The organism is Nocardioides sp. NPDC054178, assembly GCF_055585005.1.
The window spans coordinates 440,070-455,239 of the sequence record NZ_JBVJKY010000002.1; the positions used below are offsets into that span (position 1 = coordinate 440,070).

The 15,170-nt window shown below is 69.7% G+C and carries 17 protein-coding genes; 9 read left to right on the plus strand and 8 right to left on the minus strand.

Annotation, left to right across the window (positions count from 1 at the left end; genetic code table 11):
• Nucleotides 1–44 precede the first annotated feature (44 nt).
• From ACZ6WN_RS08795 to ACZ6WN_RS08805, 3 genes are read left to right on the plus strand one after another with little or no spacing between them, the layout of a single operon-like run.
• On the plus strand, nucleotides 45–944 hold the full coding sequence (locus tag ACZ6WN_RS08795) for an amino acid ABC transporter permease (RefSeq protein WP_465864125.1): 900 nt from the start codon (nucleotides 45–47) through the stop codon (nucleotides 942–944).
• Nucleotides 941–1,726 carry an amino acid ABC transporter ATP-binding protein gene (locus ACZ6WN_RS08800; protein ID WP_465864127.1) on the plus strand — a complete coding sequence of 262 codons (786 nt, stop codon included), beginning with the start codon at nucleotides 941–943 and terminating at the stop codon, nucleotides 1,724–1,726. The genes ACZ6WN_RS08795 and ACZ6WN_RS08800 overlap by 4 nt, the downstream gene beginning before the upstream one ends.
• A 23-nt stretch (nucleotides 1,727–1,749) precedes the next feature.
• Complete coding sequence (locus ACZ6WN_RS08805) at nucleotides 1,750–2,871, plus strand: ABC transporter substrate-binding protein (RefSeq protein WP_465864128.1); 1,122 nt, start codon at nucleotides 1,750–1,752, stop codon at nucleotides 2,869–2,871.
• Between the two features lie 25 nt (nucleotides 2,872–2,896).
• Here the strand turns inward: ACZ6WN_RS08805 and ACZ6WN_RS08810 are convergent, their stop codons facing one another.
• From ACZ6WN_RS08810 to nirD, 5 genes are read right to left on the minus strand one after another with little or no spacing between them, the layout of a single operon-like run.
• On the minus strand, nucleotides 2,897–4,417 hold the full coding sequence (locus ACZ6WN_RS08810; RefSeq protein ID WP_465864129.1) for a metallophosphoesterase: 1,521 nt from the start codon (nucleotides 4,415–4,417) through the stop codon (nucleotides 2,897–2,899).
• Nucleotides 4,418–4,467: 50 nt separating this feature from the next.
• Nucleotides 4,468–5,424, minus strand: coding sequence for a 23S rRNA (guanosine(2251)-2'-O)-methyltransferase RlmB (gene rlmB, locus ACZ6WN_RS08815; RefSeq protein WP_465864131.1), 957 nt, complete (start codon nucleotides 5,422–5,424; stop codon nucleotides 4,468–4,470).
• Complete coding sequence (gene cysS, locus ACZ6WN_RS08820) at nucleotides 5,424–6,833, minus strand: cysteine--tRNA ligase (protein WP_465864133.1); 1,410 nt, start codon at nucleotides 6,831–6,833, stop codon at nucleotides 5,424–5,426. The genes rlmB and cysS overlap by 1 nt, the downstream gene beginning before the upstream one ends.
• Before the next feature lie 30 nt (nucleotides 6,834–6,863).
• Nucleotides 6,864–7,346 (minus strand): 2-C-methyl-D-erythritol 2,4-cyclodiphosphate synthase, encoded by a 483-nt coding sequence (ispF, locus tag ACZ6WN_RS08825; RefSeq protein WP_465864134.1) that lies wholly within the window; start codon nucleotides 7,344–7,346, stop codon nucleotides 6,864–6,866.
• 39 nt (nucleotides 7,347–7,385) lie between these two features.
• Entirely contained in the window at nucleotides 7,386–7,748 is a 363-nt protein-coding gene (gene nirD, locus ACZ6WN_RS08830) for a nitrite reductase small subunit NirD (protein ID WP_465864136.1), read from the minus strand.
• Nucleotides 7,749–7,927: 179 nt separating this feature from the next.
• Here nirD and ACZ6WN_RS08835 point away from each other — a divergent pair, with 179 nt between their 5' ends.
• On the plus strand, nucleotides 7,928–8,629 hold the full coding sequence (locus ACZ6WN_RS08835) for an IspD/TarI family cytidylyltransferase (protein ID WP_465864137.1): 702 nt from the start codon (nucleotides 7,928–7,930) through the stop codon (nucleotides 8,627–8,629).
• A gap of 10 nt (nucleotides 8,630–8,639) precedes the next feature.
• On the opposite strand, the gene ACZ6WN_RS08840 is transcribed toward ACZ6WN_RS08835, so the two are convergent.
• Together ACZ6WN_RS08840 and ACZ6WN_RS08845 are read right to left on the minus strand one after the other, a co-directional pair.
• Nucleotides 8,640–9,254 carry a 2-C-methyl-D-erythritol 4-phosphate cytidylyltransferase gene (locus ACZ6WN_RS08840; RefSeq protein ID WP_465864139.1) on the minus strand — a complete coding sequence of 205 codons (615 nt, stop codon included), beginning with the start codon at nucleotides 9,252–9,254 and terminating at the stop codon, nucleotides 8,640–8,642.
• A 79-nt stretch (nucleotides 9,255–9,333) separates the two neighbouring features.
• Entirely contained in the window at nucleotides 9,334–9,819 is a 486-nt protein-coding gene (locus ACZ6WN_RS08845) for a CarD family transcriptional regulator (protein WP_008360791.1), read from the minus strand.
• 235 nt (nucleotides 9,820–10,054) lie between these two features.
• Between ACZ6WN_RS08845 and ACZ6WN_RS08850 the strand changes: the two genes are divergently transcribed.
• From ACZ6WN_RS08850 to ACZ6WN_RS08860, 3 genes are read left to right on the plus strand one after another with little or no spacing between them, the layout of a single operon-like run.
• Nucleotides 10,055–10,900, plus strand: coding sequence for a UbiA family prenyltransferase (locus tag ACZ6WN_RS08850; protein ID WP_465864140.1), 846 nt, complete (start codon nucleotides 10,055–10,057; stop codon nucleotides 10,898–10,900).
• 44 nt (nucleotides 10,901–10,944) lie between these two features.
• Nucleotides 10,945–11,697: a hypothetical protein gene (locus tag ACZ6WN_RS08855; RefSeq protein WP_465864141.1), complete on the plus strand. Its 753-nt coding sequence runs from the start codon at nucleotides 10,945–10,947 to the stop codon at nucleotides 11,695–11,697.
• The gene (locus tag ACZ6WN_RS08860; RefSeq protein WP_465864143.1) at nucleotides 11,697–12,437 is read left to right on the plus strand and encodes a phosphoglyceromutase; all 741 of its coding nucleotides are present in this window, start codon (nucleotides 11,697–11,699) and stop codon (nucleotides 12,435–12,437) included. The genes ACZ6WN_RS08855 and ACZ6WN_RS08860 overlap by 1 nt, the downstream gene beginning before the upstream one ends.
• A gap of 56 nt (nucleotides 12,438–12,493) precedes the next feature.
• On the opposite strand, the gene phoU is transcribed toward ACZ6WN_RS08860, so the two are convergent.
• Complete coding sequence (gene phoU, locus ACZ6WN_RS08865; RefSeq protein ID WP_465864144.1) at nucleotides 12,494–13,144, minus strand: phosphate signaling complex protein PhoU; 651 nt, start codon at nucleotides 13,142–13,144, stop codon at nucleotides 12,494–12,496.
• A gap of 121 nt (nucleotides 13,145–13,265) precedes the next feature.
• Here phoU and ACZ6WN_RS08870 point away from each other — a divergent pair, with 121 nt between their 5' ends.
• Together ACZ6WN_RS08870 and ACZ6WN_RS08875 are read left to right on the plus strand one after the other, a co-directional pair.
• Nucleotides 13,266–14,423 (plus strand): sensor histidine kinase, encoded by a 1,158-nt coding sequence (locus tag ACZ6WN_RS08870; RefSeq protein ID WP_465864146.1) that lies wholly within the window; start codon nucleotides 13,266–13,268, stop codon nucleotides 14,421–14,423.
• The gene (locus tag ACZ6WN_RS08875) at nucleotides 14,420–15,097 is read left to right on the plus strand and encodes a response regulator transcription factor (RefSeq protein WP_091046002.1); all 678 of its coding nucleotides are present in this window, start codon (nucleotides 14,420–14,422) and stop codon (nucleotides 15,095–15,097) included. The genes ACZ6WN_RS08870 and ACZ6WN_RS08875 overlap by 4 nt, the downstream gene beginning before the upstream one ends.
• Nucleotides 15,098–15,170: the final 73 nt, after the last annotated feature.

Below are 15,170 nucleotides of genomic sequence, written 5' to 3' on the forward strand. Positions count from 1 at the left end.
ATTATGTGTTTTGTCTGGCGGTCCCCCAGAGACCCGAGGAAGCCATGACCACCACCGCCACCCCGGCCACCGCCGAGGCCGACCCACCGGCGCCACCAGAGGATCCCCTGGCCACCAGGAGGGTCGCGCCGCGCCGCCGCTACGGCCGCTGGATCGTCACCGCGATCGTCCTCGCCCTCACCGTCGAGGCGGTCCGAGCGCTCGCGGCCAACCCGGCCTACCAGTGGGATCGGATCTCCTACTACTTCACCCTCGACGTGGTGCTCGACGCGCTCCTGGTCACCCTCGAGGTGACCGCGGTCAGCGCCGTCGTGGGCTTCGTCGGCGGCGTGGTCCTGGCCCTGGGCCGGATGTCCGGCAACCCGCTGGTCAACGCCCTGAGCTGGTTCTACATCTGGTTCTTCAGGTCGCTGCCCCTGGTCGTACTGCTCATCATCATCTTCAACGCCTCCCTCTTCTTCCCGCAGATCGGGATCAACATCCCGTTCGGGCCGAGCCTGGTCTCCTATGACGTCGATGGCCTGCTGGTGCCGTTCGTGGCCGCGGTCGTCGGGCTCAGCCTCAACGAGGCCGCCTTCGCCGCCGAGATCATCCGCGGTGGGCTGCTCTCCGTCGACCACGGCCAGATCGAGGCCGCCAACGCGCTCGGCCTCTCCCCGTGGCGGCGTCTGCGCCAGGTGGTCCTCCCCCAGGCCCTGCGCAGCATCGTCCCCGGCTACGTCAACCAGCTGATCGGCCTGGTCAAGGCGTCCTCACTGGTCTACTACGTCTCCCTGGTCGACCTCTTCGGCATCGTCTACCAGCTCGAGAGCACCCACGTGAGCGACAAGGTCGCGGTCCTGCTTGTCGGCACCGCGTGGTACCTGATCATCGCTGCCGTCCTCTCGGTCCTCCAGCACTACGTCGAGCGCCACTACTCCCGCGGCTGGGAGGTCCGGGCATGACCGCCACCGAGTCAGCGAAGACGGCCGAGGGCGTACGCGTCCGCAACGCCCACAAGGCCTTCGGCCCCACCCCGGTCCTGAAGGGGATCGACCTCGACCTGGCTCCGGGGACGGTGACCGTCGTCATCGGCCCGTCCGGATCGGGCAAGTCCACGCTGCTGCGTACGCTCAACCACCTCGAGACGCTCGACCTGGGCTATGTCTCGGTGGCCGGTGAGCTGATCGGCGTACGCGAGCACCACGGCCGCCTCCACGAGCTCAGCCCGCGGCAGGTGCGCAAGCAGCGCGCCCGGATCGGGTTCGTCGCGCAGAGCTTCAACCTCTTCCCCAACCTCACCGTCGCCGCCAACGTCGCCGAGCCGCTGCTGGCGCACAAGGTCGCCGGCTGGGATGCGGCCTACACCCAGGCGTACGAGCTGTTGGACCGTGTCGGGCTGAAGCACCGCTGCACCGACTATCCGCGCCAGCTCTCCGGCGGCCAGCAGCAACGGGTGGCGATCGCCCGAGCACTGGCGCTCGAGCCCGACCTGCTGCTCTTCGACGAGCCCACCTCCGCCCTCGACCCCGAGCTGGTCGGTGAGGTCCTCGCGGTCATCAAGGAGCTCGCCGGGAACGGCCGCACCCTGGTCATCGTCTCCCACGAGATCGGCTTCGCACGTGACGTCGCCGACCACGTCGTGTTCATCGACGGCGGCGTCGTGGTCGAGCAGGGTCCGCCGACCCAGGTGCTCGACCACCCTCAGCACGCTCGCACCCGCGAGTTTCTCGGCAAGGTCCGCTAACCCCACCCCCTAGGAGAACAGCCATGTCCGACGACACCAAGACAGAGCCCGACAACAAGCCCGACAACAAGCCCGACAGCAAGCCCGACAACAAGGAAGAGCTCAGCACGGAGAAGCCCGAGACACCCGGGATCCCGCCGCGCCGCCGGACGCCGCTGGTCATCGCGGCCGTCGCGGTCATCGCCGTGATTGCGGTCATCGCCGCCGTCCTGCTCGGCCGCGGGAACGACCAGGAGACAGCGGCGGAGTCCGGCGGAGACGTGACCGAGGTCGAGATCGGCGTGGCTGCCGGGACCGCCGCGAAGCCGACCACCATCGAGGTCCCGGTCGTCGAGGAGATCCGGGCGAAGGTGCCGCAGGAGATCCTCGACCGCGGAACCCTCGAGATCGGCCAGGGCGCGCTCCCGGCCGGGTTCCCGCCGCTCGCCTTCGTCGGCACCGACAACAAGACCCTCACCGGGGCCGAGCCCGACCTCTCCCGCCTCATCGCGGCGGTCTTCGGCCTGAAGCCGGAGCTCAACAACGCCACCTGGCAGAACCTCTTCGTCGGCCTCGACGCCGGCACCAGCGACGTCGCGATCTCCAACGTGACCGACACCGAGGAGCGCAAGCAGAAGTACGACTTCGCCTCCTACCGCCAGGACAACCTCGGCTTCGCCACCGTCGGCACCTCGACGTGGGAGTTCGGCGGCGACTACCGCACCCTCGACGGCCTGAAGGTCGCCGTGGGCTCGGGCACCAACCAGGAGAAGATCCTGCTGGAGTGGCAGGCGAAGCTGAAGGCCGAGGGCAAGAAGCTGGACGTCACCTACTTCCCGGACAACCCGGCGACCTGGACGGCCCTGGAGTCCGGCCAGATCGACGCGTTCTTCGGCCCCAACCCCGGCATCGCCTACCAGATCGCCGGTACCGAGGACACGTTCCGCAACGCCGGCACGTTCTCCGGCGCGGGCGAGTCGCTGCAGGGTCTGATCGCCGCGACCACCAAGAAGGACAGCGGGCTGGTCGAAGCGCTGGCCGACGCGATCGACTACCTGATCGAGAACGGTCAGTACGCCACCTGGCTGAAGACCTACGGGCTCTCGAACGAGGCCGTGGAGAAGTCCGAGATCAACCCGCCCGGCCTGCCGTTGGAGAACCAGTGACCCGCTGAGCGCCACCCGGCCCGGCTCACTGGCCGGCACCCTCCAACGGGACGTACTCGTGGGCGGTGAGCGCCCCGTTGGTCTCCAGCTCGACCGACTGGAGACCGACGGGGAGGCCGTCGGCGTAGGTGATCAGGGTGACCTCGGCGGTGCGGCGGATCTTCCCCATCGCGAAGGCGTACGCAGCACCGCCGGTGGTGCCGTTGGTGTAGGTCCAGCCGACCTGACCGTTCTCGCCGGTCACCTCGGTCGGCCCCAGATGTACGTGGCGATGGCCGCCGACGACGAGGGTCGCGCAGCCTCGGGTCAGGGTCTCGCGACCCAGGGACGGATCGTGGACGAGAAGGGTCGCGACGGGCTTGCCCTCCTCCTTCGAGGCGCAGGCGATGTCGGCCAGCTTCTCGCCGGCCTCCTCGAGGGTGACGCCCTTCTCGTCGATCCAGTTGCCGAGGCCGCTGGTGCGCGGGTCGGGGACGCCCAGGAGCGTCGACCCGCCGGGACCGTCGACGACCTCGCCGTCGAGCATGGTCCAGCCCTTGTCGGCCAGGTAGGTGCCGACCGTCGGGCCGTGGTCGTGGTTGCCGGTGACCGCCCACTTGTCCAGGCCGTCGCTGGCGTCGGTGAGGGAGTCGAGGGAGAAGGTCTCCCAGTCGGAGCCGGTCGAGGTGTCGTCACCGGCGTCGAGGATGCCGGTCGCGCCGCCCTCGTCGGCGATCGCGCGCACCACGGAGTCCATGCCGACGTTGTCGTGTCGGTCGGAGACGAGCACCGACACGGTCTCGTCTTCGGCCGGCTCGCGCAGCGCCAGGTCCGGGACCTTCGCCACCACCTTCTCGTAGAAGGTGCGGCTGGAGTTGTAGGTGTCGACGGCGCTGGCCACGAGCCGGCGGGTCTGGTTGGCGTAGGCGTCGCCGCGGACCTCCACATCGGCCAGCTCCTCCGGCACCGGGATGTCCGTGCCGAGGAAGTCGGCCAGCGGGGTCCAGTCGCCGGCGACCGGTCCGGCCTCCTTGTCCGACGCCGGCGCTCCGGACTCACCCCAAGGCTGCCAGACCGCGACCGCGAGCACGGCCACCGTGACCACGCCGATGCCCGCGGTGGTCAGGCCGTGCCGGGTGCGGGCCGCTTCCTTGACACGTCGGCCCAGGTCGGCGCGGCGCTGGGCCCCGGGCAGCCACCACAGCAGGACTCCTCCGGCGACGATCGCCAAGGAGATCGCGGCACCGCGGAGCACGGCGGCGACGAGCATCGACTCGACCTGCTCCACCACGACCGCGCGCTGACCGTCGGGGGCCGAGCCGAGGACCGCGTAGCGCTCGAAGAGCTCGTCCATCGACCTCAGCTCGGTCTTCCCGAGGGTGACGTCGACACCGACCGGGCCACCGACGTCCAGGCGTACGTCGGGCAGCACCGGTCCGGTGTGGATGATCGCCTTGCCCGACAGCGTCGGGCGCAGGACCGAGTCGTGGCCGGCCAGGACCACCTGGCGTTCGCTGGACAGGAAGAGCCACGTGCTCAGCGCCACGGCGAGCGCGAGCCACAGCACTCCGAGCCCCGCCCAGACGGCGAGGCCCCGAAACAGAGTGCGACGAGAGATCAGCGACGAGCCTCCGCGACCGCGTAGAGCACGACCGACGCGGCGACGCCGGCATTGAGAGACTCTACGGAGTTGGCCATCGGGATCGACACTATCTGGTCACAGGTCTCCTGGACCAGGCGGGAGAGCCCACCGCCCTCGGCACCGACGACGATCACCAGCGGACCGTCGGCGAGGCCCTCGGGAGCACCCAGCTCGGGCAGCGTGATGTCACCCTCCATGTCGAGCCCGACGACCATGCAGCCGGCCTCCTGGTAGGCCTTCAGCTGCCGGGTCAGGTTGACCGTCTGCGCGACCGGGATCCGCGACGCGGCGCCGGCGCTCGTCTTCCAGGCGGCCGCGGTCATCCCGGCCGCACGCCGCTCCGGGATCACCACGCCGTGGGCACCGAAGGCCGCGGCCGAACGCACGATGGCGCCCAGGTTGCGCGGGTCGGTGACCTGGTCGAGCGCGACGATGAGCGGCTTGTCGCCGATCTCGGCCGCCCGGTCGAGCAGGTCGTCGGCGTGGGCGTACTCGTAGGCGGGGATCCGCGCGGCGAGGCCCTGGTGGCCGTTGAAGCCGGTCAGCCGGTCGAGCTCGACCTTGGTCACCTCGAGCAGCGAGATGCCCTTCTCGGAGGCGAGCAGGAACGCCTCGCGCAGCCGCCCGTCGCGCTCGGCGCCCTCGGCGACGTAGAGCCCGTTGACCGGTACGTCCTCGCGCAGCGCCTCGACCACCGAGTTGCGTCCGATGATCCACTCGGCGTCACCGGCGGCCCGCTTGCGCGGCCCCTTGCCGGCCCGCTTCTCGGCGGCCTGGGCTGCCTTGTGCGCCTTGTGGTACGGCCGGTCGACCGCCCTCGGCGTCGGGCCCTTGCCCTCGAGGCCCTTGCGCCGGTTGCCACCGGTGCCCACCTGGGCGCCCTTCTTGCGTCCCTTCGCGATCGCTCCACGACGCTGGGAGTTGCCTGCCATCAGTTAACGCTCCATTTCGGACCCTCAGGGGTGTCCTCGATCTCGATCCCGGCGTCCTTGAGCCGGTCTCGCATGGCATCGGCGCGGGCCCAGTCCTTGGCGGCACGCGCCTCGGCGCGTTCGTCCAGGACCCCGCGAACGAGTACGTCGAGTGCGCCGGTCAGCTTCTCGTCATCACCGCTCGCCGGACCCCACGCCGGGTCGGCGGGGTCCAGACCGAGCACGTCCAGCATCGCACGGACGCTCGCGGCGACCCCACGCAGCGCCGGGCTGTCGCCGTCGGCGAGCAGCTTGTTGCCCTCGCGTACGGCCTCGTGCAGGGCGGCGACCGCGGCCGGGGTGCCGAGGTCGTCGTCCATCGCCTCGACGAAGTCTGCGCACGCGACACCGCCTGCGGGAACCTCACCGATCGCCGAGGCGGCGCGCTCCAGGAAGCCCTCGATCCGCTGGAATCCCGCGGCCGCCTCCGCGAGCGCCTCGAAGGAGAACTCGACGTGGGACCGGTAGTGGGCCGCGACCAGGTAGTAGCGCAGCTCGATGCCGCGTACCTTCTTCAGGACCTCGGGGATGACCAGCGAGTTGCCCAGCGACTTCGACATCTTCTCGCCGGAGGTGGTGATCCAGGCGTTGTGCAGCCAGTTGCTCGCGAAGGGCCGGCCGGCAGCGCGGGACTGGGCCTGCTCGTTCTCGTGGTGCGGGAAGCGCAGGTCGAGGCCGCCGCCGTGGAAGTCGAAGGCGGGACCGAGATACTTCCCGGCCATCGCCGAGCACTCGATGTGCCACCCGGGGCGTCCCAGCCCCCAGGGCGAGGGCCACGAGGCGGTCTCCGGCTCGGAGACCTTCCGGCCCTTCCACAGCGCGAAGTCGCGGGGGTCGCGCTTGCCGCGCGGGTCGGCGTCGGCGGCGGCCTCCATGTCGTCGACCTTCTGCCCCGAGAGCTCGCCGTAGGAGGGCCAGGAGCGTACGTCGAAGTAGACGTCGGCCGAGCCGTCCTCGGCGGCGTAGGCGTGGCCCTTCGTGATCAGCTCCTCGATCAGTGTGATGATCTCGGGGATGTGACCGGTGGCCAGCGGCTCGTAGGTGGGCGGGGCGACGTTGAGCGAGGCGTAGGCGGCGTCGAGCTCACGGTGCATGTCGTAGGCGAGGTTGTACCAAGGCCGGCCCTGGTCGGCGGACTTCGCCAGGATCTTGTCGTCGATGTCGGTCACGTTGCGGATGAACGTGGTCTCGTAGCCCGACGCCCGCAGCCACCGCTGCAGCACGTCGAAGTTCACCCCGCTCCGCACATGCCCCACATGCGGCTCGCTCTGCACGGTCAGACCACAGACATAGAGCGACGCCTTGCCGGGCTGCAAGGGAGTGAAGTCACGTACTTCACGGGTCGCCGAGTCGTAGAGCCTGAGTGCCATACCCCAAGTCTAGGGACGTACGCGGGTTCCCTACCTATCGCGACGCACGATGAGCGAGGTGGCGATCGCGGCGACACCTTCGCCGCGGCCGGTGAGCCCGAGACCGTCGGAGGTCGTCGCGGTCACCGTCACCGGCGCGCCGGCCGCAGCGGAGAGCGCCTGGTTGGCCTCGTCGCGGCGCGGACCGATCTTCGGCCGGTTGCCGATCACCTGGACCGCGACGTTGCCGATCTCGAAGCCTGCCTCGCGGACCCGGCGCGCGGCCTCGGCCAGCAGCACCACCCCGGCCGCCCCGGCCCACTCGGGCTCGGAGGTGCCGAAGTTGGACCCCAGGTCGCCGAGGCCCGCGGCGGAGAAGAGCGCGTCGCAGCAGGCGTGGGCCGCCACGTCGCCGTCGGAGTGCCCGGCCAGACCCTGCTTCTCGTCGGGGAAGGCGAGGCCTGCCACGTGCATCGGGACACCGTCGGCAAGGCTGTGTACGTCGGTCCCGATGCCGACCAGAGGAAGCTGCACGCTCCGCAGTCTCCCAGATCCCCCACGATCGAGACGCAGTCAGGCCGCCTTCCGGTGACCGACATGGATGAGCCCGTCGACGACCCGGACCTCGTAGGCGGGGATGGTCACGTGCGGGTCGTCCAGGCACTTTCCCGTCCGCAGGTCGAAGCCGTGGCGGTGGGCGGGCGAGGCCACGAACGGCACCCCGTCGCGGACCCCGACGATCCCCTTGGCGATCACCGACGCCTTGGCGAACGGATCGTGGTTGCCCAGGGCGTAGACGACGTCGCCGGGCATCCGGAAGATGGCGATGGCCTGCCCGTGGACCAGTGCCGTGGCGCCGCGCTTCACCTCGAGCGCGTCGACCTGGCAGACGGACTGCCAGTCTCCCTGGTCGTCCCGCTGCGTCGCTGCGCTCATGACGTCGCCGGCCCGAGCCGCTTCGTCGACATTCGTCGGGTCCTCCCTTCGCTGGATTTGAACGCTATGGGGCGTCGTGGTCACCTCCTGTTTCGCTCTGTTACGGGTGCGTAAACACCAGCGCCCAGCCCCTCTGCCCTCTCCTCCACCGAACGGATAGCCTCCAGTAGCCTCCAGGGGTGCCCGCCGCTCTCGTACTCCTGGCCGCCGGATCCGGCACCCGCGTCGGAGCCGCCACCAACAAGGTGCTGCTCCCGCTCGACGGGTCCGACGATCCGGCCTCCTCAGCCCTCGGACTCTCGCTCCGGACCGCCCTCGAGGTGCCCGACGTGCACCGCATCGTCCTGGTCGTACGCAGCGGCGAGGAAGAGGCGGTCGCGGCCGTCGCCCAGCCCCTGCTCGAGGACCGTGAGGTCGTGATGGTCGTCGGCGGCGACACCCGCCACGCCTCCGAGCAGGCCGCGCTCGCCGTGCTCCGGCCCGACATCGAGGCCGGCGACGATGGCGCGATCGACGTCGTCGCGATCCACGACAGCGCCCGGCCGTTGGTGGCGCCCGAGCTCTTCACCGCGGTCATCGGCGTCGCCCGCGAGCACGGCGGGGCCATCCCCGCCGCCCCACTCACCCACCTCACCACGCGCGACCTGCAGCCGGTGGACGGTGCGCTCGTCGGCGTACAGACTCCGCAGGCGTTCCGAGCCGCCGACCTCCTGGCCGCCTACGCCCAGGCCGCGGCCGACGGCTTCGACGGCACCGACACCGGCGCCACCCTGGAGCGCTACGCCTCAGGCGTACGCATCGTCGCGGTGCCCAGCACGCCGCTGAACCTCAAGGTGACCTTCGCCGACGACCTCGGCGCGGTGACGGCGCTGCTCAGATGAGCCGCCCGGTTCATCCCCGGGCCGAGCCGTCGAACGACAGCGCCTCCAGCAGGCGCAGGTCATCCGGGGAGGCGACGCGGCGGCCGACCGACGGCGCCTCGACCGAGACGACGGGGAACCGGCGGGCCAGCGCGCCGGCGATCTCGGCGAAGTCGCCCTCGGGCCAGTCCTCGAGCGAGGCGACCACGGCGGGCGGCAGCACGATCGGCGAGGCGACCGAGACGAGCGAGGTGCGGTCGATGGTCGCGCCCAGGACCGGGACCCCGTCCTCGACGAGGAGGTTCTTGACCGTGTCGGTGACCGGGCGTACGCCGACCACGACCGCCTCGCGGGCGAGCGCGGTCGAGACGCAGTGGGCGATGAAGGCCGGCGGGGTCATCGGGCACAGCGAGTCGTGCAGGACCAGCGGCTCCTCGGCCGCGACGATCCCTTCCCAGGAGGTGGTGAAGTCGACGGGGGTCACCCCGGACTCACCGAGGGACCAGGTCGCCGCGGCGACCAGCGCCTCGCCGTGGATCAACGCGAACGGCAGCGAGCCCCTGTCGTCATCGGCGACGATCCCGAGCGCGGGCGGGACCTCGGCGGTCTCGTCGAGCTCGTCGTAGCCGGCGTAGGGATCCTCCATGGAGGTCACCGTATCCGCCCCAGGACGCGAAACAGGCCCCGGGATGACCCGGAGCCTGTAACGCAGACCGAAACCAGCTTCAGCTGGCCAGCACCTCGTCGAGGAGGACTTCAGCCTTGTCTTCGTTGGTGTGCTCGCACAGCGCGAGCTCCGAGACGAGGATCTGGCGTGCCTTGGCGAGCATGCGCTTCTCCCCGGCGGAGAGGCCACGGTCACGCTCACGACGCCACAGGTCACGCACGACCTCGGCGACCTTCATGACATCGCCGCTGTGCAGCTTCTCCAGGTTTGCCTTGTAACGACGCGACCAGTTGGTCGGCTCTTCGACGTGCTCCGCACGAAGCACCTCGAAGACTCGATCAAGCCCGTCCTTGTCTACGACGTCTCGAACTCCGACGAGCTCGAGGTTGTTGGCCGGAACACGCACCACGAGGTCCTGCTGAGCGATGATGCGGAGGACCAGATACTGCCGCTCCTCGCCCTTGATGGTGCGCATCTCGATGTCTTCGATGACGGCCGCGCCATGGTTCGGGTATACGACGGTCTCGCCGACGGTGAAAGTCATATTTTTAGGTACCCCTTCCTAGGGCTATAAGTCTACCACGGATCTTAGAATTCGGATTCCGCGTTTGCGCAGGTCAGGGGCTCAATCTGGGGTTGACAGATCGACAACTTGTGTGGTTCCGCGCGCGCAGGCCCGCCGGACGTGGCAGCATGGCTGATTTCGAAACGACTGCGAAATCTCGTCGTAGCCAGCCTGTTGTCCTGCGCGTCTCGGTCGAGTGCCCGATACTGCCGCCATGGCGAATGCATCGCAGAGCGCCCCCAAGACCATCTTCACCGTGTCGTCGCACGCCCAGGATCAGGACCCGGAAGAGACGCAGGCCAGTGCGTCGGCCGTTCCTGATGCCCCGGCGGGCAGAAAAAGCGTCATGGACAAGGTCGGCAACTGGGCCCCGCTCCTCCTCATCCGCTCCGCCCACCCCCGTCAGGCGGTGCTGACCGCCATCGGGCTGTCGGGGGCGGCCGTCCTCGCCGGGCTGACCACACGCGAGGTGGCGCTGATCGCGGTCACCGTGCTCGTCGGCCAGGCCGTGCTCGGCTGGCACAACGACCTCGTCGACCAGGTCGTCGACCGTCGTCACGAGCGCGAGGGCAAGCCGATCTCGGACGGCCGCCTCGAACCGGGCGGCGTCTGGTTCGCGCTGTGCTGCGGCGTACTGCTCGTCATTCCGCTCTCGGTCACCTCGGGCACCGTCGCGGGGCTGTTCTACCTCGGCTCGCTGGTGATCGGGATGCTCGCCAACGTACTGCTGCGCAAGGGCCTCTTCTCCTGGGTCCTGTGGGCGGCGGCGTTCGCCTGCTACCCCGGTTACCTCTCCTACGCCGGCTGGGCGGGTGAGTCCACGGGCGGACCGCCCCACTGGGTGATGGTCGTGCTCGCCGCGGCGCTCGGTGTGGGTGTCCACTTCCTGACCGCACTGTGGGGCCTGGTCGCCGATCACGAGGACAAGTGGACGTACCTGCCGCTCAAGGCCGGACTGAAGCTCGGGGCCGGCAAGCTGCTCCTCGTCACGCTGATCTACATCGCCGCGGTGGTCGCCGGGATCCTGTACGCCGCGAGCGCCGTCGGACTGCGTGCCTGACCCAGTTCCTTCGATCAGCGGATCGGGCGGATAGAGTGTCGCGCGTGACGACCAAGGTTATGCAGAAGCGGCTCGCAGTGACGGGCGCACTCGTGGCTCTCGCCCTCCCGGCGCTCACCGCCTGCAACAGCTTCGACTACGCGACCGACCGGCCCAACGAGATCAGCCACGGCGGCTCGACGCTCGACGGTGCCATCCGGATCAACGCCGCTCGCATCGTGACCGCGCAGGAGGGCTCCGGCGTCCTGGTCGGCACCTTCTCGCTCGACCCGGCGATCAACCCGGCGGTCGCCGGCAAGGCGCTGCCGTCGGTCACCGGGATCTCCACGGCGGCCGACGCCGAGGAGACGGTCACCCCGGAGTCGTTCACGTCGATCGAGCTGCCCACCTCGGGCATCATCAACCTGGCCGACCCGACCATCGGTGGCATCGCGGTCACCGGCGACTTCAAGCCGGGCGACAGCATCCCGATGACCTTCACCTTCTCCGAGGGTGAGGAGAAGACCATCTCCGTCCCGGTGGTCACCCAGTGCGGTCCGTACGCCGAGGTCGTCGCCGCCGTCGACGAGACCGCCAAGCCCGCCAAGAAGGGCAAGAACGCCGAGACCCAGGCCTCCGAGGGCGCTGCCGGCGAGGAAGCCTCCGAGGGCACCGAGGAGGCCTCGACCCTGCCGGCCGAGGAGTCCGCCGAGGGCGAGACCGAGACCGAGGCGCACAGCGCGTCCGAGGTCTCCGAGGACCCCTACTCGTGCGAGTTCCCCCCGGCCGCCCTGCCCGGCGCCGAGGAAGCTCACTGATGACCTACAAGCTCGTCCTTCTGCGTCACGGCGAGAGCGAGTGGAACGCGCTCAACCTCTCCACCGGGTGGGTCGACGTCGACCTCACCGACAAGGGCCGGGCCGAGGCCGTCAACGGCGGAAAGCTGCTGACCGAGGCCGGGATCCTTCCCGACCTGGTCCACACGAGCCTGCTGCGCCGTGCGATCAACACCGCCAACATCGCCCTCGACACCGCCGACCGCCACTGGATCCCGGTGCGTCGCGACTGGCGCCTCAACGAGCGCCACTACGGCGCGCTGCAGGGCAAGAACAAGTCCGAGACGCTGAAGAAGTTCGGCGAGGAGCAGTTCCAGCTGTGGCGGCGTTCCTACGACGTCCCGCCCCCGCCGATCGAGGCCGACTCGGAGTACTCCCAGGCCGGTGACCCGCGCTACGCCGGCATCGAGGTGCCCGCCACCGAGTGCCTCAAGGACGTCGTCGCCCGGATGATCCCCTACTGGGAGTCGGCGATCGTGCCCGACCTCCGGGCCGGCAGGACCGTGCTGGTCACCGCCCACGGCAACAGCCTGCGCGCGCTGGTCAAGCACCTCGACAACATCTCCGACACCGACATCGCCAAGCTCAACATCCCCACGGCCCAGCCGCTGGTCTACGAGCTCGACGAGTCGCTGAAGCCGGTCGTCGCCGGCGGCACCTACCTCGACCCCGAGGCCGCTGCCGCCGCGGCCGAGGCCGTCGCCAACCAGGGCAAGCAGTAGCCATAAGAACCGCCGAGTCGGCTCGTCATGACGAGCCGACTCGGCGGTTTTGTACGTCAGGAGTCGGCCGGGGTCTCGCCGGTGACCACGAAGACGACCCGGTTGGCCACCGTGACGGCGTGGTCGGCGATGCGCTCGTAATAGCGACCCAGGAGGGCCACGTCGACGGCGGGCTCGACACCGTGGGTCCAGTCCTGGCCCAGCAGCTCGGTGAACGACTTGCGCCGCAGCCGGTCCATCTCGTCGTCGTCGGCGACCAGGTCCGCGGCGGCGGAGACATCGCGGCTGCGGAGGATCTCGCAGGTGCGCTCGACCATCTGCTGGGCGATCTCGGCCATCTTGGCGATGGTCGGCTGGGCCAGCTCGGGGACGGCCTTGTTCGGCGTACGCAGCCTGGCGATCTTGGCGACATGGACGGAGAGGTCGCCCATCCGCTCGAGGTCGGAGATCATCCGCAGCGCGGCGACGACGACGCGGAGGTCGCCGGCGACCGGCGACTGGAGACCGAGCAGCTCGAGGGCGTTCTCCTCGATGCGCTCACGGGCGTCGTCGATCTCGACGTCCTTGTCGATCACCTGCTCGGCGAGGTCGTTGCGGGCCTCGAGGAGAGCGGTGGTGGCGTCGCGTACGGCCACCGACACCAGCTCACAGACACTGGTGAGATCGGTGAAGATGGCATCGAGGTCCTCATGGAAAGCAGCGCGCATGTCGCCGATCCTAGACACTCGACATGTACTGATCTTCATCCCGAGTGAACCGACGGTGAACGTTCGGCGCGGAGACGTCCAGAGGCGAAGTTTGGGTGTTTGATGGGCTTACCCTGATCGTGTGGACTCGACGACGCAGGCCTTTCTTGCTGCGCTCCTCGGCGCTGTCGTCGCCGGAGCGGCGGTGCTTGCGTGGGCGATGAGCGAGCGTTCCCGACGCCGGATCCCCGAGGTCGAAGCCCCGAAAGTCCCCTCCGAGGTGGCCGCCGTCCTCTCGGTCCTGCGCAGCAGCGCGGTCGTCGTCGACGAGCACGACACGGTGCTCAAGGCCAGCGCCCCGGCGTACGCCCTGGGCCTGGTGCGCGGCACCTCGCTGGTCTCACCCGAGCTTTCCGAGCTCGTCCACGGGGTGCGCCGTGACGGCCAGATCCGGGAGACCGAGCTGGTGATCTCCCGCGCCAACGGGGCCACGCGGCACGTCACCGCCCGCGTCGCTCCGCTCGGCACGCGCCTGGCGCTCGCCCTCGTCGAGGACCGCACCCGCGAGCGCCGCGTGGAGGCCGTACGCCGCGACTTCGTCGCCAACGTCAGCCACGAGCTCAAGACGCCGGTCGGCGCGATCAGGGTTCTCGCCGATGCGGTCACGGAGGCCTCCGACGACCCCGAGGCCGTACGCCGCTTCTCGCACCGGATGATCATCGAGTCCGAGCGCCTGACCGAGCTCGTGCAGCAGATCATCGAGCTCTCCCGGCTCCAGGGCGACGAGCCTCTGGAGGCCCCGATCGCGGTCGACGTCGACAAGGTCATCGCGGCCGCCGTCGACGCCTCGACGGTCGATGCCGACGCCAAGGGCATCAACGTGGTCAGCGCCGGCACCGCCGGGCTGCACGTCTTCGGCAACGACGAGCAGGTCTCGACCGCCGTCACCAACCTGGTCTCCAACGCGGTCGCCTACTCCGACCCCGGCTCGACCGTGACCGTCTCGACCCGCGCCACCGACGGCTCCGTGGAGATCTCCGTGGTCGACCAGGGCATCGGGATCCCGTCCACGGAGATCGACCGGATCTTCGAGCGCTTCTACCGCGTCGACCCGGCTCGCCACCGCTCCACCGGCGGCACCGGGCTCGGCCTCTCGATCGTCAAGCACGTCGCCGCCACACACGGTGGCGAGGTCAAGGTCTGGTCGCAGGAGGGTCAGGGTTCCACCTTCACCCTCACCCTGCCCCAGCACCTTCCAACTGCCGGGCAGTCCGGCACAAGCAAGGAGGAACGCCCGTGACCCGGGTACTCGTCGTCGAAGATGAAGCCAGCTACAGCGAGGCACTGTCCTACATGCTCCGCAAGGAGGGCTTCGAGGTCGCCGTCGCCGAGGACGGCACCGACGCGCTGAAGGAGTTCGACCGCAACGGAGCAGACATCGTGCTGCTCGACCTGATGCTTCCCGGCCTCTCCGGCACCGAGGTGTGCCGGCAGATCCGGGCCACCTCATCGGTCCCGGTCATCATGGTGACCGCCAAGGACGACGAGGTCGACAAGGTCGTCGGCCTCGAGCTCGGCGCCGACGACTACGTCACCAAGCCCTACTCCCCGCGCGAGCTCGTCGCCCGGATCCGCGCCGTCCTGCGCCGCGGCACCGAGCCCGATGCCGCCCCCGCCACGCTCGAGGCCGGGCCGGTCCGGATGGACGTGGAGCGCCACGTCGTGACCGTGGACGGCTCCGAGCAGCGACTCCCGCTCAAGGAGTTCGAGCTCCTGGAGATGTTCCTGCGCAACCCCGGCCGGGTGCTCACCCGCGGCCAGCTCATCGACCGCGTCTGGGGCTCCGACTACGTCGGCGACACCAAGACCCTCGACGTACACGTCAAGCGCCTGCGCGCCAAGCTCGAGCCCGACCCGTCGGAGCCGAAGTTCCTGGTCACCGTGCGCGGGCTGGGCTACAAGCTCGACCTCTGACGGCGGGCTGGATGTTCGTCTAGGTATGCAGCCGAACCGTCGCTTCCCACGTGGAACTCCACTTGGGAAGCGA